Annotated in this window: 17 protein-coding genes, 1 pseudogene and 1 riboswitch; of the genes and pseudogenes, 8 read left to right on the top strand and 10 right to left on the bottom strand. The window is 48.9% G+C overall.

Annotated elements, in window-relative coordinates; genetic code table 11:
- Positions 1-56 precede the first annotated feature (56 nt).
- On the top strand, positions 57-671 hold the full coding sequence (locus tag ACN0TT_RS13795; protein WP_417762729.1) for a TatD family nuclease-associated radical SAM protein: 615 nt from the start codon (positions 57-59) through the stop codon (positions 669-671).
- Positions 672-828: 157 nt separating this feature from the next.
- The gene (locus tag ACN0TT_RS13790) at positions 829-3,060 is read left to right on the top strand and encodes a PAS domain-containing protein (protein ID WP_417762728.1); all 2,232 of its coding nucleotides are present in this window, start codon (positions 829-831) and stop codon (positions 3,058-3,060) included.
- Between the two features lie 115 nt (positions 3,061-3,175).
- On the opposite strand, the gene ACN0TT_RS13785 is transcribed toward ACN0TT_RS13790, so the two are convergent.
- From ACN0TT_RS13785 to ACN0TT_RS13765, 5 genes are all read right to left on the bottom strand, one after another.
- Positions 3,176-4,621, bottom strand: a complete 1,446-nt coding sequence (locus ACN0TT_RS13785) for a hypothetical protein (protein WP_417762727.1) — start codon at positions 4,619-4,621, stop codon at positions 3,176-3,178.
- A 78-nt stretch (positions 4,622-4,699) separates the two neighbouring features.
- Positions 4,700-5,203, bottom strand: coding sequence for a hypothetical protein (locus ACN0TT_RS13780; RefSeq protein WP_417762726.1), 504 nt, complete (start codon positions 5,201-5,203; stop codon positions 4,700-4,702).
- Positions 5,196-5,669 carry a hypothetical protein gene (locus ACN0TT_RS13775; RefSeq protein ID WP_417762725.1) on the bottom strand — a complete coding sequence of 158 codons (474 nt, stop codon included), beginning with the start codon at positions 5,667-5,669 and terminating at the stop codon, positions 5,196-5,198. The genes ACN0TT_RS13780 and ACN0TT_RS13775 overlap by 8 nt, the downstream gene beginning before the upstream one ends.
- Positions 5,670-6,079: 410 nt before the next feature.
- Positions 6,080-7,870, bottom strand: coding sequence for an ABC transporter ATP-binding protein (locus ACN0TT_RS13770; RefSeq protein WP_417762724.1), 1,791 nt, complete (start codon positions 7,868-7,870; stop codon positions 6,080-6,082).
- Positions 7,860-9,599: an ABC transporter ATP-binding protein gene (locus tag ACN0TT_RS13765; RefSeq protein ID WP_417762723.1), complete on the bottom strand. Its 1,740-nt coding sequence runs from the start codon at positions 9,597-9,599 to the stop codon at positions 7,860-7,862. The genes ACN0TT_RS13770 and ACN0TT_RS13765 overlap by 11 nt, the downstream gene beginning before the upstream one ends.
- Positions 9,600-9,689: 90 nt before the next feature.
- Between ACN0TT_RS13765 and ACN0TT_RS13760 the strand changes: the two genes are divergently transcribed.
- Positions 9,690-9,854 (top strand): hypothetical protein, encoded by a 165-nt coding sequence (locus ACN0TT_RS13760; RefSeq protein ID WP_417762722.1) that lies wholly within the window; start codon positions 9,690-9,692, stop codon positions 9,852-9,854.
- A 140-nt stretch (positions 9,855-9,994) separates the two neighbouring features.
- On the opposite strand, the gene nhaD is transcribed toward ACN0TT_RS13760, so the two are convergent.
- Both nhaD and ACN0TT_RS13750 read right to left on the bottom strand, forming a co-directional pair.
- Positions 9,995-11,452 (bottom strand): sodium:proton antiporter NhaD, encoded by a 1,458-nt coding sequence (gene nhaD, locus ACN0TT_RS13755; RefSeq protein WP_417762721.1) that lies wholly within the window; start codon positions 11,450-11,452, stop codon positions 9,995-9,997.
- A gap of 237 nt (positions 11,453-11,689) precedes the next feature.
- On the bottom strand, positions 11,690-12,427 hold the full coding sequence (locus tag ACN0TT_RS13750; protein ID WP_417762720.1) for a DUF481 domain-containing protein: 738 nt from the start codon (positions 12,425-12,427) through the stop codon (positions 11,690-11,692).
- 481 nt (positions 12,428-12,908) lie between these two features.
- Between ACN0TT_RS13750 and ACN0TT_RS13745 the strand changes: the two genes are divergently transcribed.
- Entirely contained in the window at positions 12,909-14,273 is a 1,365-nt protein-coding gene (locus ACN0TT_RS13745; protein ID WP_417762719.1) for an MATE family efflux transporter, read from the top strand.
- Between the two features lie 65 nt (positions 14,274-14,338).
- Here ACN0TT_RS13745 and ACN0TT_RS13740 read toward each other — a convergent pair whose 3' ends face one another.
- Both ACN0TT_RS13740 and ACN0TT_RS13735 read right to left on the bottom strand, forming a co-directional pair.
- A complete protein-coding gene (locus tag ACN0TT_RS13740; RefSeq protein ID WP_417762718.1) occupies positions 14,339-16,495 on the bottom strand; it encodes a S46 family peptidase in 2,157 nt (718 codons plus the stop codon).
- A 272-nt stretch (positions 16,496-16,767) separates the two neighbouring features.
- Positions 16,768-17,964 (bottom strand): amino acid permease, encoded by a 1,197-nt coding sequence (locus ACN0TT_RS13735; RefSeq protein WP_417762717.1) that lies wholly within the window; start codon positions 17,962-17,964, stop codon positions 16,768-16,770.
- Between the two features lie 295 nt (positions 17,965-18,259).
- Positions 18,260-18,361: riboswitch (yybP-ykoY riboswitch) on the top strand.
- A gap of 85 nt (positions 18,362-18,446) precedes the next feature.
- Here ACN0TT_RS13735 and ACN0TT_RS13730 point away from each other — a divergent pair.
- Both ACN0TT_RS13730 and ACN0TT_RS13725 read left to right on the top strand, forming a co-directional pair.
- Entirely contained in the window at positions 18,447-19,004 is a 558-nt protein-coding gene (locus tag ACN0TT_RS13730) for a TMEM165/GDT1 family protein (protein ID WP_417762716.1), read from the top strand.
- Between the two features lie 424 nt (positions 19,005-19,428).
- Positions 19,429-19,590 (top strand): annotated as a pseudogene (locus ACN0TT_RS13725) (IS110 family transposase); the annotation flags it as partial.
- 80 nt (positions 19,591-19,670) lie between these two features.
- On the opposite strand, the gene ACN0TT_RS13720 reads toward ACN0TT_RS13725, so the two are convergent.
- Complete coding sequence (locus ACN0TT_RS13720; RefSeq protein ID WP_417762715.1) at positions 19,671-20,054, bottom strand: DUF3224 domain-containing protein; 384 nt, start codon at positions 20,052-20,054, stop codon at positions 19,671-19,673.
- 809 nt (positions 20,055-20,863) lie between these two features.
- On the opposite strand from ACN0TT_RS13720, the gene ACN0TT_RS13715 reads away from it, so the two are divergent.
- Complete coding sequence (locus tag ACN0TT_RS13715; protein ID WP_417762714.1) at positions 20,864-21,727, top strand: tyrosine-type recombinase/integrase; 864 nt, start codon at positions 20,864-20,866, stop codon at positions 21,725-21,727.
- The gene (locus ACN0TT_RS13710; RefSeq protein ID WP_417762713.1) at positions 21,706-22,824 is read left to right on the top strand and encodes an IS91 family transposase; all 1,119 of its coding nucleotides are present in this window, start codon (positions 21,706-21,708) and stop codon (positions 22,822-22,824) included. The genes ACN0TT_RS13715 and ACN0TT_RS13710 overlap by 22 nt, the downstream gene beginning before the upstream one ends.
- Positions 22,825-23,328 lie beyond the last annotated feature (504 nt).

Genomic DNA, 23,328 nt, shown 5'->3' with positions numbered 1-23,328 from the left:
GCAAAGATAAGGTTAGTTAAACTCAACATATTGACGTTTTCGAGCCTGATACTCCCATGAACCATGAAGCATCGCCATGCACTTTGGTGTATGACATCCGTAATAGTCGCTATCTCAACATCACCGGCCGCTGCACCTTACGCTGTCAATTTTGCCCAAAACACAACGGCAGCAAGCAAGTGCACCAATATCAACTGGCATTAGACCATCAACCCAAATCCAATGAAATACTCCCGCTGCTGGGCGATGTCCAGCAGTTCGATGAATATGTCTTTTGCGGTTATGGCGAGCCCACTCTCAATCTGCCGACCTTGTTGACGGTCGCACACGAAATTAAGCGGCAAGGAGGTCGTGTTCGAGTCAATACCGACGGCCTAGGCAATCTGTTCCATCGCCGCAATATTCTGCCGGAGCTCGCTAATTGTGTGGATGCGCTGTCGGTATCGCTCAACGCCAACACCCCACAGTTGTATCAAAGCCACTGTCAACCAAGGCTGCGCGGTGCTTGGGAGGCGGTGAATCAATTTATTATCGACGCCCCACGCTATATTGCAGACGTACAAGTATCAGCCATTGATGGACTGGAAGGCGTGGATATTCGTGCATGCCAGCAGCTTGTGGAACAGGCGGGTTGCAAGTTTAAACATCGCCAGTTGGATGTGGTTGGTTAGCATGGTGCGAACAACTCTTGGCGACTCGCTAGATATGTCAGCAATAGCAGTTCAAGGCAGCTCAGCCAATTGATGAATACTCAACCGCATAGCGGCACTGTTGTGCTGAAATTTTCGTGTTAACATAGCTGCATATTTATCCTTAACTTACGGCTTCATGTTCAGTAAACATCAACGACTCAAGGACTCACCACTGATCCCGCTATTGCGTGGCGTACAGTGGTCTCGCCAACGCTTATTAGCTGTCGTCAGCCAATTGAGTATGTTGGTGATTACCATAGTGCTGATCACCAATGTTGTGATCACCTTAGGCGAGCGTAAGTTTCAAGAAGAATGGGCGGTGCAGCGCTATAGCGAGCTGCAAACGGTCGGCACCCTACTGGCCGATAAAGTCTCTTTCCAGCAGTTTCGTACGCAGATGTTTGCACGCTCTGAGCAACTGCAGCACTTTCTTAACTCACCGGGCAAGCAGGAGCAACAGCGGCTAATCAGCAGTTGGATTGCGCTGAAACGCAATATCCCTGAGTTGATGGATATCGCCTTCTACGACGTGGCGGGTAAATTCAAACTCTCCAGCGGCAATATGTTTGGCAATGCCCCGCTGTCGGCCGACACCATGAAGAAAGTGAATCAACTCAGTGAACACGATATTTTGGCGTCGACCATCGAGTTCATCCCTTATGAAGATCGACTAGAACCGTACCAGATGCAGATTGCTCGGTTGGAGAATCCGGATCAATCGTTGCGGGGTTATCTGGTGACCTACAACTCGCTAGAACTGATGCTGCAAGCCATTAAACCGGTGTTTTCTAGCAATGATTCGCCGTTACTGCTGCTCGACAGCCAAGGCCAGTTGTATGCGGGGGCTAGCAACCTATCGCCGCTGGCTGGCGTGCCTGATACCTTAGGCATCAGCTTACGACAAACCTACCCAGAACTTTGGCGCGATCTTGCCATGAACAACTTTGGTGAGTTTCATGGCGATAATGCGGCTTTTGTTTACCTGAAAACGCCGTTAGGCGCGCAAAACAATAACAGCCACCAATATGTGCTGTTGTCCTATATTCGCAACCAAGATATTACCCAACGCTTTGAGGAGTGGCGTAATGTACTGCTAATTTCATCGGTACTGATGACCTTGCTGGCCGCTGCGGTGATCTTGTTAGTGCATCTGTATCGTATCGAACAGCGCTCTCGCGCCAGTGCTATTGAGTTAGCTGATGGCTTATTCCGTGGTGATACGGGTTGTTTGTTAGTGAGTGCCGCTGGTCGGATTGTTTGCTCGAACGCCCGCGCCGCCGCGATTTTAAAACTGAATCAACAAGATATTGAGAGCCGTAACCTTCAGAAACTCTTTGAGCAAGATGAGCGTTGGTATCAACAAGTGCAGCAGCATCTGCTCAAGGAAACCGCATGGCGCGGTGAAATCCAGTTGCAAACCATAGATACACTCTATTTGCGCGCCAACATCCGCCTGACTGGCGAAGGCGATACCATCTACACCTTGATCACCTTTGACGATATCAGCGAGTTAAAACAGGCACGACAAGATAATCATTTGAGCCAACTGCTGAGTGATTCTGCAGTGGCGACGGCGTTGGTCAGCCCAGCGGGTCAACTGATTAAAGTGAACGAGAGCTTTGATCATCTGATGCAGTTACATGGCCGTACCGACGTCAGCTTAGCGCAACTACTGAAAAACGATTTCGAAAACCAGTGGGAACGTATCTTGCAGTTGATCAATCTCCATGGGCATTGGCAAGGGCAGATCCTCTGCGATGAATATCGCAGCGGCTGTTTGCAAACCACGCTGAAGGGCTGTGTGGATAATGAGGGTGAGCTGGATTATCTGATCTGTACCTTAGAGCAGGCCAGAAATGAACGGCTGAATATACGCCGCGATATCTCGCCCTACCGCAGCTCGGTGCTCAATGAACTGCCAGCGCTAGAACGCTACTTTACCGCCATGAGCGAGCAAGACCGCCATAGCAGTTGCTTGATGCTGCTTGATATCAGCCCTAGCGGCATGTTGAGCCATTTGAGCGAGGTAGAAAAACTTGAGAGCCGCCAGCAACAGGTCGAGATGCACTTACTGCGCGACTTGCCACGAGGTTACCAGATGTCGAACTGGCAGTTGGGGCAAATTGCCATTCTGCTGCCAGAGAGTACGCCAACCGCTGCACATCACTATGCGAAAAATACGTTGGAAAGCTTAAACCATCACGGCCTAGCAGATGGCATTTGCATCGGCATCGCCGCCTACAATGATGGACAGACCTTGAGCCAATTCATACTCAATGCCGAAGTGGGATTAAAACGCGCGAAACAAAATGGTGCAGGTAATATCTGCCAAGCGTTTACCACGCCGTCAGACAGCAACCAGGCATAATGCCTAGTTGCTGTTGACCTCAATGGGCATGTTGGCAGAAGGTTCTGTGGAATTTAGGTAAGGTAGTGATGCACTGTGTGGTTATTTTCCACCAACAGCGCTAGGCACAGCGCCGTTAACTCTCCGTTATCGGCTCTGATTGTTGATCCAACCTTGCGGTGGCACTGGTATTGTCGGTGACCAAATCATCAATCAACGGCACGTTTTCCGGCAAGTCACTCATGGTGATTTCGACAATCTGACGTCGGTTAACGGTGATCTTATAACGGGCATATTGCGGCGGTTGTTTCAGGCGCTGACACACCACCACTAAGTTGATCTGATAGCGGCGCTCCACTTGCTCGGCAATAATCTCACCGTCTTGCTCACGGTATAACTCGTCTTTGCCCTGCTCCAGAAAATCCACAAATGGCACCAAGCTAAACACCACCTGCTCTTGAATACTGTTATAGCCGGTGAGAAAGTCGGTATCTTCTACTCGGGTAGAGATGCCGTAATGCAAAATTTCGGCGTCCACTTTGTTTTGGCTGTGGCGACGCTTGAGGATCTCATTGACCGCGTCGGGAAGATCTTTGCTCTTCACAAACTCCAGCCACACCAACTGCCGGGCAATTAAGCTATGGGTAGTCGTATCGGTGAGAATGCGGCTCCAACGTGGCCGTCCTTTTTGTACAATACGCCATAGTGCATTACGCACATCATCTTTAAAGATTTCACGGGCGCCGTAAATCAAGGCCAGCACGAACACCATCGCTAACGTCAGGCCGTTGAACACGCCCTGCGCCTTGATGATCAATGACGACACCACTAACATCACCAACGCCGTGGCAAAGCCGGTAGTAAGCTTTTTCAGGCCAACACCGAGTGTTTTCAAATCCTCTTTTAGTACCACCCCTTGCTGGATCAACCGCCGCAGTAATAGCATTTTGTTGGCAATGCGGTTGGGGTCTTCACGGGTACGTTCAGAGTTATAGTTGTGTGATTTACGGTACGCTTGCTCCTCGTGACACAGCTGTAATACCCGCTCTGACACCTTGTGCTGCATGTCGCGCTTACTCAATAGTTTGAGTAACTGCTGCTCGGTAAACCATGACAGATAGTTATCCGCGTTTTCAAAATAGTGGCGCCATTTTTCATCGGCTGGTGCGCCACGCCGAAAGCGGCGTAACAAGGTGCTGGCATGTACGGTAAACTCGTTCAAGCCTTCAAAAAATTGCGCGTCCTCTTCAATACGCGCTAACTCGCGCGCATCGTTTTCCATCGCCACCGCATATTGGTAGGCGAACAGATTCATATACAGACGGAACTCTTCTAAAGTGCGTTTCTTCTGGCTGACAAAACGTGATTGCACCAGCGGTAGGTGTAACCCTTCGGAGTAATACGCTCGGCGACCTTGGACGCCACTGAAATAATACTCTTCTTCATTGAGGCTGTTGGGACCAATGCCCATCTCTTTGGGCAGCGAAAAATACAGGTCAAGCTTGCGCTGTTCACCACGGGCAAGTAGGTGACTGAATTTAATTGAAAGTTCTTCTTCTTGTTTAATGCGCAGTTTTGACAAGGTCGGGCGTATCCTATCCAACTAATTGATTTGATTGGCTTAGAATATAGCGAATTTACCAGATAATGGAAGCCGAGATTAGTTCTGTAAGCGGCAGCCGTAAATAGCGTTACCAGGTTGGGTACGGATCACCGCGTAGTGTTGCAGCTCGTCAGTATCGAGCATCTCAATCACCATCGGATGCGATGCTTTATTGGTAAGGTTTAAGTTACTGATGTAAGACAGATAATCCATATGTGACGGCTTAACATCTTGCAGCAGTTGCTCATCTTTATGGGTGATACTCATATCATAAGCCGTACCCGCTGGCCGACGCGTGATTGAGCCTTCCAATTTAACGCTACCCAGCGGCTGCCCATCGGTAGAGAAGTAACGATAGTTAAGCACCACATTGTGGTGCCGCGCCTGTAAGTCCATCAACATGAAATATTGGTGTGAGTTGCCGCCTTGCTGATGATCATAAAGTTCCGAGCTACAGTTAAGCAAAAGCTGCGTTTCCGGTTGCTGTTGCCCAATAGATAAGCGCACGACGGCTAAGGTGACGGCTAACAACAACACCAGCCAGATCCAGATTTTATTCACAGAGATTAACTCCCGCTAACCACTGTTGATTGAAAAAACCCATATGACGGTCGACGTCACTGGCTTTGATATTGCGCAGTAAAAAGTGACCATCTTTACTGCCTTTCATGGTCACGTTCATAATCTGCTTTTCGTGGGAGATAGAGAGATACACTTGCTGCCATACCGTGGCACGACATTGCAGCAACGCCGACGCTAAGATCGTCGCTCGCGATTGCAGAATGTGGTTATTGGTACGGGAGTTCGCAAATAGCAGCAGTTGCACCTGCTGACCGGAAGCCAAGGTGAGATTTTGTTGGGCTAACGGCATGGCCACTTCACCCGCGGGGAAGTGCTTGAGAAAGTACACACTCAAGGCCAACATCAACATCAGCAGTAATGATACCCCCAACATTTTAGGGGTCCCGTTGACTCGTTCTTCCAACATAAACTTGGGTGTACGTGGTTGCGATATTGACTGCAACATAAGTTAATGACCGTCTATGCCCTAAAAGGTATTGCTGATGAAACCACGTTATTCGCACAATAATGCGTACCACTTAGCTCAGCAGTGTCTTACATCACGCCCGAAGAAACCGCTGGTAATTGCAGTGCATTATAGGAAAAGCCGAAATAACTAAATGTGATCTTCTTAACCAAGCGTTTCGAGAAGGGAGAAATTGGCCGATCAAAATGCAAAATAGTGATCCAGCCCCAAGGTTGCTCACGCGATAGGTGAACAAAAAACCTTTAAAAGCATATAACTAGAGAGTCTAGCTTATAGCTAATGTAGTAACAGCGCGCAATCACAGCACCACAACACTGGCAGCACCACCAGCGGCAACTCAGCGTAAAATGATCGCGCTAAGTTGCCTTGCTTGATTTATCAAACCATCATTACGCCTCAGCCTGTGCCACCTTTTGTGCCTGCTGTTGCAGCTCATACATGGCACGGTAGCGGCCATGTGGCAGTGCCATGAGTTGCTCATGACTACCTTGTTCCAACAATTGCCCATGATCGAGCACCAAAATGCGATCGGCGTGACGGATCGTCGATAACCGATGCGCTACTACAATCATGGTGACTTGCCGATGCAGATGACTCAACGCCTGCTGCACCACCTGTTCAGTTTCACTATCTACGTTTGCCGTCGCTTCATCGAGCAACAACACCTTAGGAGAACCTGCCAACGCCCGCGCAATGATCAACTGCTGACGCTGCCCTGTCGATAAGCGCAATCCGCCCTCACCTAGCTCCGTCTGGTAGCCGTCGCGCATCGCGGTAATGACTTGATGTAAGTGAGCCTGCTTCGCGGCACGTTCCACCGCACTTTGACTCAGGCCGCGCCCCATATCGATATTGTCGAATATGGTACTGGCGAGAATAAACGGCTCTTGCGGGATCAAACCGACACCTTGTCGCAAACTGTCGTGGCTGTACTGCTGCAATGGCTGCCCATCGATACAGATTTCGCCCACTTGCGGCTGGTAGAAGTTCAGCAGCAAACTTAGCAACGTGCTTTTGCCACTACCGGTATGGCCGACAATGGCGTAAAACTGCCCCGCTTCAATCTCGACATTGATATCTTGCAACACCGGTTTATTGGCTTGATAGGCAAATTGCAGTTGCTTAATCGACAACTGGCCGCGAGTAATCTGCGCGCTATCGCTAGGCGCCTCGGCAGCCGCGGGCTCTTGCAGCAACTCGTAAACACGATTACCTGCCACAATAGCTTGTTGATACAAACTAAAACGCTGAGTGATCTCCACCAGCGGTTCGGTGAAACGGCCTAAATAGTTGAGATACGCATACAACACGCCGATTTCGGCAACACCTTGCACCACTTTGAGGCCAAAAAACCACACAATGCAGGCCAGCACCAAAATGCTCAGAAAGTTAATTGCTGGCCGTAGTAGCAAAGAACCGACGGTGACGGCTTTGAGGCGGGTGCTGTAATAACGGTTATTGATGCCATCAAACTGTGCCAGCTTAGCGTGCTGTTGGTTAGTCGCTTGAATGACCGCCATGCCGCTGATCGACTCACTCACCGTGGCGTTAATATCGGAGCGGAACTGACGACTGTCACTAACCACTTTCACGCTGAAGCGTTGATACAGATAGATCAGCCCGATCACCGTTGGCAACAATGCCAAGGCAATGAGCATCAGGTGCCAATCCAAAATCGCCATCGCCACCAAAATACCAATGAGCAAAATGACGTTGGATACGACGTTGGAGAGAAACTGCACATAGATGTCTTTAATCGATTCGGTATCGTTGGTAATGCGGCTGACCAACTGCCCAGTGCGAGCATAATCGAAAAATGCCATCGGCAGGCTCAGCACATGCTTAAACACCCGCTGCCGAATATCCAATACCGCTGTTAGCGCCATATCCAAAAAGCGCATGGTTTGCTGGTATTTGAGTAACGTGCCAGCCACAACGGCAAAGATGAACAGTGCCACCACACCCACAATCGGCCATAGTGGGTAATGCCCCGGCACAATGAAGTCATCAATAAACACTTTACTGAGCATTGGCCCCATCACATCAAACACGGTAGCCACCACCACCAATAATAAGGTTTTGGCAAAACGTACTTTGTCAGCAAACACATAACTCATCAGCAAGCGCAAAGCGCCGCCATCGTCACCGTTGGCTGTTGTTGCTTTAGCGTCACGAGGCATAACTACTCTCCATCGCTTGCTCCATCTGTTGATAAGCCGCCATACGACCATACCAACCATCACTTTGACTTAACTGCTGATGGCTACCGCGTTCAACCACCGCGCCATGGGACAGCACGAGGATCTCATCCGCTTGCTCTAAAGCAGACAAGCGATGGCTGATGACCATGACACTCTGCTGTCGCTGCCGCAGGTGGCCGATAATCTGTTGCTCGGTTTCTACATCGACCGCCGATAGCGCATCATCCAAAATCAAAATTGGTGCGCGACTGATCAACGCTCGGGCAATGGATACCCGTTGCCGTTGGCCGCCGGATAACGTTACGCCACGTTCACCCACTAAGGTGTGGTACCCCTCTGGAAATTGCTCAATATCGTGGTGAATGGCTGCCAATGTCGCCGCCTCGTACACCTCTTCATCGGTTGCATCACTGCGCCCCATGCGGATGTTTTCCAGAATGCTGCTGCTAAACAAAAAAGAATCTTGCGGCACATAGGCATAGCTACCGCGTAAACTCGCCAGCGGCAGTTGCTGAATTGGCACACCACCTAACAGGATGCTGCTTGCGGGGGATTCCCAGTAACGCATCAATAACTGAATAAGCGTGGATTTACCACTGCCTGTTGCCCCAGCAATGCCCACAGTATGCCGCTCTGGCAGGGTGAAACTCACCTGCTGCAAGCTTGGCTGCTCACTCTCTGGGTAAGCAAACGTCAGCTGATTGACTGCCAGTTGATAACCGTGAGGCTGCTGCGCACCGTTATCACTGATGGTATCAGGCAGATACAGCAGCCCATCTAACCGTTCAATGGCCGCATTACCCCGTTGGATAATGTTCATCAGCCAACCGAAGGCAAACATCGGCCAAATCAGCTCCGACAGATACAAGGTAAAACTGGTGAGCTGCCCGACGGTGAGATTGCCCGTTTGGATCTGCCAGCCCCCCGCCAGCAACACAATGAGCATAGCGGCACCAAGACTGAGCTGAATAATCGGCCCGAAGAGTGCTTCAGAACGTTGTACCTTGTAAGTGCTGTCTGCCGCCCGCGCAGCAATGGCATCAAACTGCTGCGTTTCAATGCTTTCGCGTCCCATGGATTTGATCATGCGGATGCCAGCCATCGCCTGCTGCGTTTGGTCGTTCAGCTCAGAAAAACGGTCGAGTGTATCTTTAAACTGCGTATGGATACGCTTTGACAGACGATAGAAAGCCACCGCCATAAAGGGAAATGGCAGCACCGCAAAGGCCGCCAAGCGCCAATCAATAAAGACAAACATCATGATCAGCACCAAAATAAAGGTCAAAATGCCATCAAATCCTGACAGAATGCCTTCCCCAGCGGCCACTTCAACGGCGTCGATATCATTGGTGGCACGCGCCATCAAATCGCCAGTGGAATGCGCGTTATAAAACGCCTGCCCTTGCTTGGTGAGCCGCACATAAAAGTGCTGCCGCAAATAGTTACCCAGCCTATAAGAGGTGCCAAACAACATGCGGCGCCAACCGTAGCGCAGCATGTAAACCAACAAACCGCCCACCGCCATACCAACTAGATAAAGTTCAGTGGCAGATTGCTGTTTGGTGGCTAACAACTGATCAATGGCCTGGCCTATCAGCTTTGGGATCGCCATATTGATCAAGCCGACGCAGAAAAGCATCAGCATCGCTAAGGCGTAGGTGTGCCAGTAACGTCGAAAGAACCATTTCAGATGTATAAATAGCTGCATGTCACAGGATCCGACTACTAAGTGACCCGTCAATGTATGCCGTAGCATCACACTGAACGCTGGTAAGAGTTATGAGCAGCGCAGCACATCGTGCAAAAAGCGTCACCATGGCATCAAATCAAGATGCACCAAAGCATGCAGATGGGAAAAACTGCCGTAGCAAGCGCTGGGCTTACTGAAGAAGTGCTTGTTGCTCACGAGTTTCACCGTGACTCATTGTCTGAAAAGACAGATGAATACGACAAATGCGCGTAACGCTAGGCGATATTCTAAAAGGAATTACCACTGATGGCTATCTTGTACGCCATTAATGACATCGCTGACAGTGATGAATTTTAATCACATTAAGCCGGTAATCGAGGTTACCGGCTGACCAAACCAACCACGTTGCTCAGTTAAAACAGATGATGGTTGAAGTAATAATGCACGATGATACTGACGATATAACCGATAGCGACAACCGGTGTCCATTTAAGATGTGCCCCGAAGGTGTAGATACCACGCGCTTGGCCCATCAGCGCGACGCCAGCCGCACTACCAATAGACAACAAGCTACCACCGACACCCGCAGTCATGGTAACCAGCAACCACTGACCAACCGACATATCAGGGCTCATAGTCAACACCGCAAACATCACAGGAATGTTGTCCACAATGGATGACAGTACACCGATAGCCACGTTAGCGTAGGTTGGGTCCCAGTGACCATATAGAGCTTCAGATACCATGGCCAAGTAGCCCATCAACCCTAAACCACCCACGCATAACACCACACCGTAGAAGAACAACAAGGTGTCCCACTCTGCCATGGCAATGCGGCTGAATACATCAAATGGCACAAACTGATCGCAAGCACGCAGGGCTTTTTCATCGTTGGCTTTAGAGGCTTTTTCACGCAATTTATCGATGTTCTTATCAAAGCTCATGCGCAGGAAATAGCCGTACAGTTGCAGTAAACCAAGGCCAGTCATCATCCCTAGTACTGGAGGTAAGCCCAGTAAAGAATGAGCACAAACTGCCATAGATACGGTGACGAGGAACAGCACCACTAAGCCCAAAGCCCCAGGCTTCATGTGCACCACTTCGCCCTTAGCATGAGCTTCAGTGTCGTTAACGATGAAGAAGCTCATAATGGCCGCAGGCACGACGAAATTCACCAGCGAGGGCACAAACAGGTCAAAGAACTGGGCAAATTGCACCATACCTTTTTGCCACACCATCAGTGTAGTGATATCGCCAAACGGGCTGAACGCCCCACCAGCGTTGGCGCCAACAACAATGTTGATACAAGCCACGGTAATAAATTTCTTATTATCGCCGCCCATCTTCATCACCACGGCGCACATCAGCAATGCCGTGGTTAGGTTATCGGCAATAGGTGAAATAAAGAACGCTAGAAAGCCAGTGATCCAAAATACCTGCCGCAAAGTGAAGCCTTTGTTCACCATCCACGCACGCAGTGCATCAAACAGCTTACGTTCCTCCATCGCGTTGATGTAGGTCATCGCCGCTAATAGGAACAAGAATAACTCGGCATATTCCAGCAAATCGGCTTCAAAGGCGGCTTCAGCCACTTCCGACATGCCATGCTGGGTGTAAATGTAACCGAGTAGCCCCCAAATGATGCCAGCTGCAATCAGCATCGGCTTAGATTTACGCAGGTGCAGTTTTTCCTCAGACATCACCAAACCATAGGCGATGACAAAGATCACTACTCCCAAATAACCTACCCAAGTATGGGTAAGCGCCAAGCGTTCACCTGCCTCTTCGGCGGCAAACACTGCTGGAGAAATCAATCCTAGCAAACTCCCCCCGAGGACGCCCAGCCCACGGTTCATACGCTTCAACTTCATTTTGATTGTTCTCTTTTTTATAAGAATATACTTATTAAGCTAGCACAGTCGATTGGTCAGAAATGTTGACCAATCGCCAAATTTGGCCACTTCGAGAAAACAGATAAACCTGATGCAGGGAGGAAACAACTTTTTTTAGAGTGGGATTCAAATGGTGCGAACAAGATCACAAAGGCACTCGAAAGTGCCTACTGGAGTGATCACAAATTTGCGATTTTTGGACAATAATTCAGCAGATTAGAAAGAATACAACAAGGTCATATTTGTTTCAGTATCGGTGCTTTTAATGTCATCAAGTGGATCACTGTTGTAACGCACAATGACAGCAAACTTCATTGACAGGGCACCGACAATATTGGCGGTGATCGATGTTTCAGAACGGGCGTCCAATTTGTCGCCATAGTCAGCCACAAACATCTGCTTAAACTTCGATGTTTTACTGATCTTAGCTTCGTAGTTCAGTACGCCGTGCACCACCCAGCTGGCTTCACTGCCATAACCTAACTCTTCGCTCAGCTCATCATCTAAACGTTGATATTGGTAACCAGGACCGATCTCACCATCCAAGAAGCTATTAGCACCTTGGTACAAGCGGTAACCAAAACCGGCTGCGGAGTTGATTTTGTAGTCATAACCGGTAAATGGGTCAACTTCATAACTGCCGGTAGCAAACAGATAACTGTGAGTACCTAAGCGATAGTTACCTTGTGCCAAGCCTAGATAGCGCTTCGCAGTCACTTCTTCATCATCTTCTTTATAAAGACCTTCAAGCAGATATTGGTTTTCCCAATTACCGATCTCATGCTTCATATCCAAACGACCTTTGATGGATGTGGTATCGGTATTACCTGTGGTCAAGGTCGCGCCGAGTTCAGCGTTTGCCCCAAAAGTGGCTTCACCTTCGACGAAATCCGACTGCGCAAATGCAGCTGGTGCCGCCATTAACATAGCGATTGCCAGTAGCGTTGGCTTCATAAATATCTCCGTTTGCTCACACTGTTCCAAAGTTAAAACGCCGCACATAGTAACATTCAACACCAAAAAGCGTGAAGAAAAGCACATTTTTCTGCCATTTCTGCGATATTCGCCAACAGTTACTCCATCACTTCGCCACCAATAAGCAACGCTTGTTCAGAGATCTCTGGCCAAAAAGAAACGTTTTCACACCACAAAATCCCTATTAACCATTGTGCAACTTTTGAACATATTTATCGGTAGCGAAAAACCAAGAGACAGGCGTAGAATAGCCGCCGCATTTAACGCTGTAGTTTGACTGCGCCCGCAACTCAAACATACCAAAGGCCTGCTGACCTTTGCAGATAGTTTTGCAGCGAGCAGAGTGTGATTTAGGCAAGGCAGGCGATGCACCGTGTAGTAACGCGCCACAATCAGCCCCAAGTGCCCTTTCAAAGATTTTTATTTCGGGATCCCGATAGAGACTAACGCTGGACTTCACATGACACACCAAGCCCAACAGGGACCAGGTTCGCTATTTTCGCTGACTTGGCCGCTTTTTATCGACATTGCACTGCACTTTGCCACCGGCGCGATGAACACTTTTATGATGGGTCAAATCAACTTTGCCGATGTGGCGGCTCTGGCCGTTGGTAACCAAGTATTTGACTTGGCCATTACCGTGTTCAGTTTTGTCAGTATCGGCTCTAGCGTCGTATTGACCCAGTATCTTGGGGCCAAGCGCTATGATGATGCCAAGGTGGTCATCCACAGTGCGATCAGCTTTAACCTATTGATTGGTTTACTCGCGGCCATTGTGATTTTGAGTGGCGCAGGTCCGATCCTGCAAACCATGAATTTACCCGCACACCTGCTGGGTGATGGCGAGTTGTACCTGACCATTATTGGTTTGTGTCTACTGCCAGAAGCCGCCGCCTTATGTTTGGCGGCCACCTTACGGGCTCATGGTCATACTCGTCAGGCGATGTATGCCACCTTGCTAGTCAACTTAGTCACCTTTATTAGCAACTTAACCCTACTGTATGGCTGGTTTGGCATTCCGCAATTTGGCGTTGCAGGGGTGGCAATCAGTACGGTTGTCGGCCGCATAACAGGGATTGTGTTCCTAGTCTGGTTAGTACAAAAACGCGCTGGCATTCAACTTGTGCCTACATTACTGCTACGTCCAAGCAAAGATAAACTCCGCAAAGTGCTGCATATTGGCTTACCCGCTGCGGGAGAAAACTTGTCGTGGATGCTGCAGTTTATGGTGATAACCGCCTTTGTTGGGCTATTAGGTGAAACCTCGCTAGCAACGCACTCTTACTACTTCCAAATCTGTTTGTTTATGATGCTGTTTGGTATCTCGATTGGCTTAGGTAATGAGATTATCATTGGCTATCTGATCGGGGGGCGTCAGTTTGAATCAGCCTATGCGCGCTTACTTAAAACGCTCAAGCTGGGTATTGGTGTTACCTTTGTGGTGGCGCTGTGCGCTTCGTTTATCGGCCGCCAAGCGGTGAGCTTTTTTAGTGATGACCAAACCATTATTCAGCAAATTTCGATGCTGTTTCTGATCAGTATCATCATGGAACCTGGCCGCACCTTTAACTTAGTAGTGATTAACGCACTACGTGCCACTGGTGACGCGCGTTTCCCATTGATGATGGCGCTGTGCTCTATGTGGGGCATTGCGGTGCCGCTGGCTTATTACTTTGGCATTCACTCAGGTATGGGCTTGGTCGGGATTTGGATCGGCTTAGCTTGTGATGAATGGGTACGCGGCCTGGCGATGTTGTGGCGCTGGCGCAGCCGTCGTTGGCAGAGCAAGTCGTTGATTGACGACAGCACGCCGTTACCGCAATAACCTGCTTGCAGCAATAGAAAATCCCAGCCGAGGCTGGGATTTTTGTTGTACGAACCACTGATGAATTACTTCACAATCACCATTTCATCCAGCAGGTTGTCGGCATGGTCAACATACTTCATCACCCACAACATGTAGCGACTGTCTAACTGAATCGAGCGGTTGCTGTCATCGTCGTAGTTCCAGTCACCAATGATGCTCTCGTACACGCCATCAAACAGCAGACCAACCAGTTCGGCGCGACCATTCATCGCAGGGGAACCTGAGTTACCGCCGGTGGTGTCCAACGTCGACAGGAAGTTAACCGGTACGGAGTCGAGTGATTTCACGTAGAAGTCACCGTACTGTTTGTCTTTGATCAGCTGCAGCTCAGCCTTTGGTGCATTGAATGGCTCAACCCCAGTATCTTTTTGAGTAATACCTTCTAGGGTCGTAAATGGCACAGCGTACAAACCATCTTTTGGCGTATAGCCTTTCACATTACCGTAAGTCACCCGCAGGCTTGAGTTTGCATCGGCGTACACCGGCTTACCTTTGCTACGGTTGTAAGCGATGATAGCTTCCATATACTGCGGTCTGACTTTCATCAGATCGCCATCAAGTTGCTTCGCTTCATTACGTTGTTGTTCGTTAGTGTCGTACATTGCAACTGCGTATTGGATCATCGGATCTTTTGAGGCTTTAAAATCGGCCACCGATTTATTCATCCACGCCAGACGAGTCGCTTTGTCATCAAGCTTAGTGTTACCAAAAACGGCATCTAACTTCTTGTGCAATTTAGCAGCATCCACGCTGTTTTCAATGCCCCAGAATTTATCCAGTGCGGCAAAGTGCTCGCTCGCTGGCAACTTGGCATAACGATTAAGTAGCTCAAATGCAATCGCTTTGGCAACAGTGGCATCGTAGCGACGGTCGATACTTTCCAGCATATTTTTGACGCGGTTCAGATCGCGCTCTTGATAACCGGGCTCACGTTCCATGTCTGGCTTTTGTTGTTCATGCGCCAGACGATACAAACGCTCTGCGACAGATGGCATAGTGGTGTAATAGAAGTAACCTAAAATCAAGTCACGCGCTTGATGCTCGTCGCTCTTCTTCACCAAGCCATCGAGTTCAGCCAATACTTCGCCATATTGTTGCTTGCGAGCTTTATCAGCGTTGATCCATTTAGTCAGCTCCGCTTCAGTGGCACGACGATCTGCCAACATAGTAGATTTGCCGTAGAACTCAATCATTGAAGTGAAGTTTTTAGCGTAGTTATTGAGCCCTGCCAGCGTACTTTCATATTTGATACGCGCATCACTGCCTTCAGGCGAGCTCTGTTCAATCAACGCAATTACTTTTTCACGCAGCTCTTTAGCCGCAGGATAGTAATACTCGAACTGATGCTCAACTTCATCAGCGGTGCGATAACGGTTGGTGCTGCCGGGATAGCCCGCCACCATCACAAAATCACCATCGCTAACGCCTTTGGCAGACACTTTCAAAAAGCTTTTTGGCTCATACGGCACGTTATCTTTGGAAAAATCAGCAGGCTTGCCCGCTTTATTGACATAAGCACGATAGAAAGAGAAATCGCCAGTGTGACGCGGCCACATCCAGTTATCGATATCACCACCGTATTTACCGATGCTTTCCGCTGGGTTATACACCAAACGTACATCACGAATTTCCAGCTGCTTGACCAAGTAATACTCTAAACCGCCGTGGAAACTGTACACTTGGCAGCGATAGCCATCTTCTTGCTCACAATCAGCCACCAGCTTTTTCTCTGCCGCTTCAATCGCTTTATAGAAGGCATCGCCTGTAAGTTTCGCAGTACCTTGGTTCACTTTATCGGTCACGCTGGTGACTGACTCAGTGACATACACTCGCGAGCCCGGTGCAGCAGGCAGCTCTTGCTCGAACGTTTTTGCTAAAAAGCCATCACGTAGGATGTTGTTCTCTGGCGTGGAATTGTATTGCGCCGAACCATAAGCACAGTGGTGATTAGTGACCACTAACCCCTTTGGAGATACAAACGAGGCAGTACAACCACCAAGGCTGATCACGGCGTTCATTGGAAATTCTGTCAGCTTCGAAATTGATGATGCATCAATCTCCAGTCCTTTGGCCTTCAGAACATCCGCCATTGCCGGCAACTGATGGGGCTGCCACATGCCCTCATCGGCCTGCGCAGCAAAACATGCTGTTACCGCTGTGGCGATTAACCATTTTTTCATTCTGTTGTCTTCCTTAAATCGAACGGAACAATGCAAAGAAATTGTCGGTGCTAGGGGCTGTTTATCTTTGCTGGTTGTTTTTGCAGTAGACAGAGCGTGATTTAGGCAAAGCAGGTGATGTGACGTGTATTCTCCACAAATATCACCTAACGCTGAATACATTGCGCTATGTCACTGCTCGAAAGATGCAAAAAGCCGAGCACGAAGGCTCGACTTTATCACAAGGTATTAACACAGCCTATAAGCGGAAAAACTCGCTTACAAATGGGGCTCTAGCTGCCTTGTACCGCGGCGTATATCTGCGACACGATGATCAATACCGCACAGATACACACTAATATTAATGCCGGTTTTCCACCGATAACTTGATAGCCATCAGTAGTTGCCGCCCGCTGTTTCAGTGCAATGGCAACGGGCAGAATCAAGGAGATCACCACCAGCGGAATCGCGGCAAAACCGAGCAATGCGATAAAGCCTTCCGGATAAAACAAGGCACACACCAGTGGCGGCACAAAGGTCAGCAACCAAGTTTGCGAGCGGCCAACCAGCGTTTGACGTGCGCGGATCAGCTCAGCGAGAAAATCGTACAGACTCATGGTCACGCCAAGGAACGAGGTTATCAGCGCCAAATCCGCAAAGAAACCAACAAACTTACTGATCATTGGCCGCTGAGTGATCTCTTGCAATGCACTGATCATCGCACCGAGTTTGCCATCAAAACTGGCAATCGACTCACTGCCGACAGTACCTAAGGTCACCAGTAGCCACAAAATGTAGCAGAACAATGGAATGGTAGAACCAATCAATAACACTCGGCGCAGTGTGGGGGCATCACCATCTAAATAACGCACCAAGGTCGCAATACAGACATGGAAACCAAAGGAGGTAATCACCACCGGAATCGCCGCTAACCACACCTTGTTATAACTTTCAGTGGCGGCATGGTGCGCTAATACCTCTGAATTTACCTCTGGCAGCAAAAAGGCAATCACAATCACCAATAGCACCACCATTGCAGAAAACAGCAGCCGTGAGAGTTTATCAACCCAACCTACGCCTAATGCCGCAAAAATACCGAGGAACAGGGTAAACAGCAGCACCGCGGGCGTATTCGTTAACTCCAGTGCAAACCACGACTTAAACTTCAGCGTCAGCAGCTCGGCACCACCGGTTAAATAGGCCGCCGTTAACGCAAACAGCAAACTAAGAAACGCGGTGCTTTGTATCAATTGACCGGTTTTACCCAGCGCTTTGCCGGTGACCACATGTAAATTGTCACCCACGCCGGAACGTAAATTCACTTCTAACATCAGTAGGGAGGTATAAGCAGAGATAGCCCAACAGCCGAGCATTAACACGATGGCGGGATAAAAGCCGAGTGCCGCTGTCGCTAACGGCAAAGCAAGCATCCCCGCACCAATGGCCGTCCCAGCCACGATTGCGATAGATCCAAGTATTTTTAGGTTCACAGAAGCTGTCCTGTCTTATTTTGTTATTGTTAATTGTTATTGCGCAGTTTGGGGGGCGCATTTTTGTTATTTCGGCGCAGAGCAACGCTGTCATCGCCAAGCTTCACGGCCGATGGCCAACCACAACAGGTAAACAACCTGTAAATATAGGTCAGAACAGTTAGGACATTATCAGTTCAAGTTACCCTGAGCAATACATCTATCGCCCAGCTCTTGGTTCAATTGCAGTTTCTGCAATTGAACTGCATTGAATCTTTACCTTTGGTTGAGTTTGTTAAATCAGTCGTTATAATGACGCCACTTCTTAGGGGAGTAGCTGACTCAAGTTTCGGCTTGAGGGTATATGTCAACACACTTGGCGATCGCCATGGCATATACAGCAAACGTTAGATTTGCCCGGCAAGACCTGAGCATAGGGCATCACTCGTTAGGGGTGATGATGCGCTATGCCTGGTTGTTAAATCACCCCTGAGGAATGTCGTTTGGAAGCTCTTTTCGCCTCAACCTTCGCTGTTGCAATTGCTGAAATCGGTGATAAAACTCAGCTGTTAGCACTGTTGTTAGCGGTCAGATTTAGAGACAAAACCGCGATCATCTTAGGCATGGTTCTGTCTACCATTATCAACCATCTATTAGCTGCTTATGTGGGCGAATGGGCCTCGAGTTGGTTATCACCAGAATTGGCTCGCTACATTATCGCTGCGAGTTTCTTTGCTATCGCCCTGTGGGTACTTATCCCCGATAAAGCCGATGATGAAGACCACCGTTTCTATCGTTATGGCCCGTTCTTGGCCACTTTTATATTGTTTTTCCTCGCTGAAATGGGCGATAAAACCCAAGTAGCAACTGTGGTGCTTGCCGCCAAGTACCAAGCATTAGCTTGGGTAGTTGCTGGGACCACGCTCGGTATGATGTTAGCCAACGTACCCGTGGTTATCGCCGGCAGTATGGGAGCGGGTAAGTTACCGATGAAGTTGATTCATCGCACCTGTGCGGTGATCTTTTTTGTGTTGGGTGTTGCCACCCTTTTGTGGTCGTAAGCTGAGCCTACGTGCCAAGCTGCGCTTGGCTTTTCTATACCGCTGCGCGGTAACAAGCTAACGCCTGTCAAAGTCGTGGAACGAGCAGTTCCACACCAGAGGATAAGGGGGCTAGACGGCTTCGCCCCCTTATCAATCCCCCTGCCGCCCCACGGCGCAAAACGCTACGGCGCTTCTGGTTTGCCATTTTCGCAAATCGCTCTGATTCGGAATCCATTCCTCACCATCGCTTCTCGTCGTCCTTGACTCGATTGCTCAATGGCTGCCCAACGCACCTACACTGCGCCGAAGGGGAATTGGTGCGGCATGATAGTTCAGAGGATTAACTGAGTTAAAATTGGTGGGTGCTGAGATGGTCACCTCGGTCTCGGCATCGCAATGTGCCATGATTTGGGTGTACTAAATCTGACTCGAGGTGACCAATATGGAATATAAACTCATCAGCATTGATTTGGCAAAAACTGTCTTTCAAGTTGCTGCATTTAACCCTGATAACACTATCGCTTTTAATCGCAAAGTTTCGCGCTCAGCATTGCTTGATACGCTGCGGCAATGTGCGCCCACACTCGTTGTAATGGAATGTTGTAATGGAATTGATGCCTGCCCAAATTTTCCTGCTATTTTCAGCTTTTAATATGGTAGACAATCTTCAGCACTTCTTTTTAGTTAATCCAAAACATAGCGCAACTGATACTGATGTTCGCTGTTTTGCTGGATGATATCCATCGTACCACTGATGTTGCTCAACTCCCCAGTACCGGAGCCTGGCAGAATATAGATCTTCAGTGTTTGCTCATCACCAGTCATCAAACCGCTATGCACTAAGGTAAATGAACCCTGTTTATCATCAACGCTACCGACAAACTCCTCAATTGCAGAATACGCTGCCGCACCGTTATCAATGCGTTTACTCAGCATCTGCCCTACACCACTGCCACTCATTGCGCCGTGATACAGCTTACGCAGGACCATCCGTCCTGCGGGGGCATCACTGTCTTGTTGCGGTTCAATATTCACGTCAAAACTGCCAGAAACCACTAATGTTGTCATCGTTGACTCCTTGTGGATAGGTTGCACCTCGGGACTTTCGGCGGCGGTAGCCGTAAACATCACACCGCCCAAACTTAGCACAGCGATACATCGCAACATAGCTCCATGCCGATGCGATAGTGTCGCGAAAAGCGGATATGCTGGTGACTTTAAGGCTGACATCATGCTCACACTCCTTGAATAAACCTTCTACCAAATCGCAGGCTGAATCGCCATTGATGACCTCAGCGCCAACATCACCGATGTTTATCTTGTGTGGATTGCCCCACCTCCGTTCTCCCTGCAAGTTAATGGTGAAGTTGTACTCTCAGCGGGCTGAGCGCTTAAGCATAGCGTTAAAAATGTGCAATAAATAGTCACACGCTGCGTACGTAGCGGTGACAAAGTGAAGGGAAGAACTGGCCAAAATTGGTGGGTGTCTCAATTTTATTTTGTCCTTCTCTGAAATGTCTAAAAGCTGGACAGACATACAGTCATATTGAAATCATGACGATTTTCACCCCAACTTCGTGCGCGTTTTCACATTTCAACATGAGAAAATTCCATTAAAATCATTCAATTATAAAACCTATGGGTTAGATAATAGGTTTGGGAAACGCGCATGCGCGTTTTTCCAGATGGTGAATTTAGTAAAATGCTGATAAGTTCATTACATACATATAGTTAACTGTGCGCGTTTTCACTAGTCCAATGAGATAAACGCGCATGCGCACGAATAAGCTGTTGAACTAAGCCGCTGCGCGGAGCTTAAAGCGAACCACTGTTCCACACTTACTCCTAGGGATAATCCCTCACCTAGGAGGTCTACCATGTCATCACTTCTGCAACAGTTCCATGACGAGATTAGTTTACGTGGTTACTCGGCCCGCACGCGTAACGCTTATTTGTACGCCATCACCCAACTGCAGCACTATGCAAACCAACCGCTCGATAACATTACGGATGAGCAGCTTACGGCTTATTTCCGTTATTTGAATCTTGAGCGACATCATTCCAGGGCCACCTTAAAGTTACAGCTTAATGGCATTCATTTTTTCTATGAACATGTCCTAAAGCGTGACTTTACGATTCAGCTGAGTTTACCTAAACGTCCGCACAAGCTGCCGCAATTGCTTAGCTGCCAAGATATCGCGGCATTGCTGTGTCACTGTAAAAACCTGAAACAACGCGCTATGTTGGCGCTGTGTTATGGTTGTGGTTTGCGTGTCAGTGAGCTAACCCATATTAAGGTTGCTGATATCGATGGGCAGCGGCAGTTACTCAAAGTGTGTCAAGGCAAGGGAGCCTGCGACCGCTGGGTGATACTCTCACCGACTTTACTCACCCTGTTGCGTCAGTATTGGCAAGCGTATCATCCCGTCGAATGGTTGTTTGCCTCGACCTATCATGATGTGGTTTATCCGCTGCATGAGTCGACCTTTCGTAAAGCGTTAGCGAAGGCGGCCCGCTTAGCGGGTATCACTAAGCCATGCAGTCCACACAGCCTAAGGCATGCTTATGCGACCCATCAATTGCAAGCGGGTATGCCCCTTCATCAATTACAGGCCCAACTTGGGCATCACAGTATCAAGTCTACCGAGCGCTACTTGCATTGGTCGCCGGAATTAGGTCATCAAGGCTGTGATTTGCTAGCAAGTCTTGGGGGGATGCCATGGCAACCACCTACCATTTAAGCGATATCCTTCATCAGCACTTAGCCCACTACCAACAGCAGCATAAACTGACCGAGCAGCAAGCCTTAGTCTGCCAGCATATTCAGCAGTGTCGCACGCAAACCTTAGGCATACAGCACTGGCGTTGTGATACTTGCCAGTATGAGCAGCAGGTGTTTTGCTCCTGTGGTGACCGGCATTGCCCTCGTTGTCAGGGAAGGCAGACGCAAGCGTGGATTACTACGCAGCAGGCGCAAGTCTTGCCTTGCCGCTATTTCCACTTGGTCTTTACCTTACCCCACGAGTTGAACATCTTGGCGCACTATACTGCCAAGCCGTTATACAGCGCCCTATTTGAGTCTGTGTGGCAGACGCTTGCGCAGTTTGGCATGAAACGGAAACACCTTCAGGGGCAATTGGGTTGCACTATGGTACTGCACACGTGGGGGCAAACCTTGAGTCAACATATCCACTTGCATTGCTTAATCCCAGGTGGGGTGGTGACGTCAGCGGGGGATTGGCATGGCGTGAAAACGGATTATCTGTTTCCGGTTAAAGCCTTGTCCACCGTGTATCGGGCCAAGCTATTACGGGCACTGCGACAACGCCAGCTGGCTATTCCAGCGGCTGACACCTTAATGGCAAAACCGTGGTGTGTTTACAGCAAAGCGTGTCTAAGCCGCGCCGAAACCGTGGTGGAATACCTTGGGCGTTATACCCGTAAAGGCATGCTGCATGAGTCAAGAATTGCCGAAGTGACCGCAGAGCATGTCAGTTTTCGCTACAAAGACTATCGTGACGGTCAGCAGCATAAGCAAATGCGGCTAAGCTGTGATGAGTTTATCCGCCGTTACTTATTGCATGTGTTGCCCAAAGGGTTAATGCGAGTCAGGCACTTTGGCTTTTTAGCCAATGCTTGCCGCCGCAAAAAGCTCGCGCTTATCCAGCGGCAACTACGTAAGCCGCAGGTGGTATTGGCGAGTCCTTTGATTAAGGAGGACTGTTGGTGGTCATGTCCGCAATGCCAGTTAGGTCATTTGCGGTTTATTGGGCTGTTAAGGCCGCAGGGATTAGTGATGATTAACACCCAAAGTCAGCCAGTACGCATGTCAGGATAACCACGCCCTCAAGACGTCGCGTAATGACCGACAGCGAAAAGCAGCCAGCCTTATGGGATTAAGCCGATGAGGGGATGTGGTGCGAGAGTTAGCCTGAGTCTGGGCTGGAATGCAGTGGACCACGCGCCTTAGTCAGTCAAAAGTGAGCTTGAAAGAATGAGAAAGCTAAAACGATATCAAGTGATTACCCATCAAACTGTATAAAAAACCGCTACCGCAAAAAAGCAAATCCCTATAGCATCATCTATACCAATTGATATGGATGTGGCAGCGGCCAAGTCCAACAAGCGATTTATGCCCTGCAAACAGCACAGCGCATAAATACTAAGACGTTATAAGCACAAGGAAGTTTAGTTATGAAAAATAAATTTGTTTACTGTTTAAAAATGGCAATAGGTATTTCTATTGGTACAGCTATATATCAACTATTAATTCATTCAGAGTCTGCGTTTGACTTCTACAGACCTGCTTTTGTGGGGGGATTTTCATTCGTGCTTTTATATA

It is taken from the genome of Shewanella sp., assembly GCF_048265805.1.
GTDB lineage: Bacteria > Pseudomonadota > Gammaproteobacteria > Enterobacterales > Shewanellaceae > Shewanella.
Note: the sequence above shows the minus strand (reverse complement) of the source record. Positions and strands in the feature narration are given on the sequence as shown.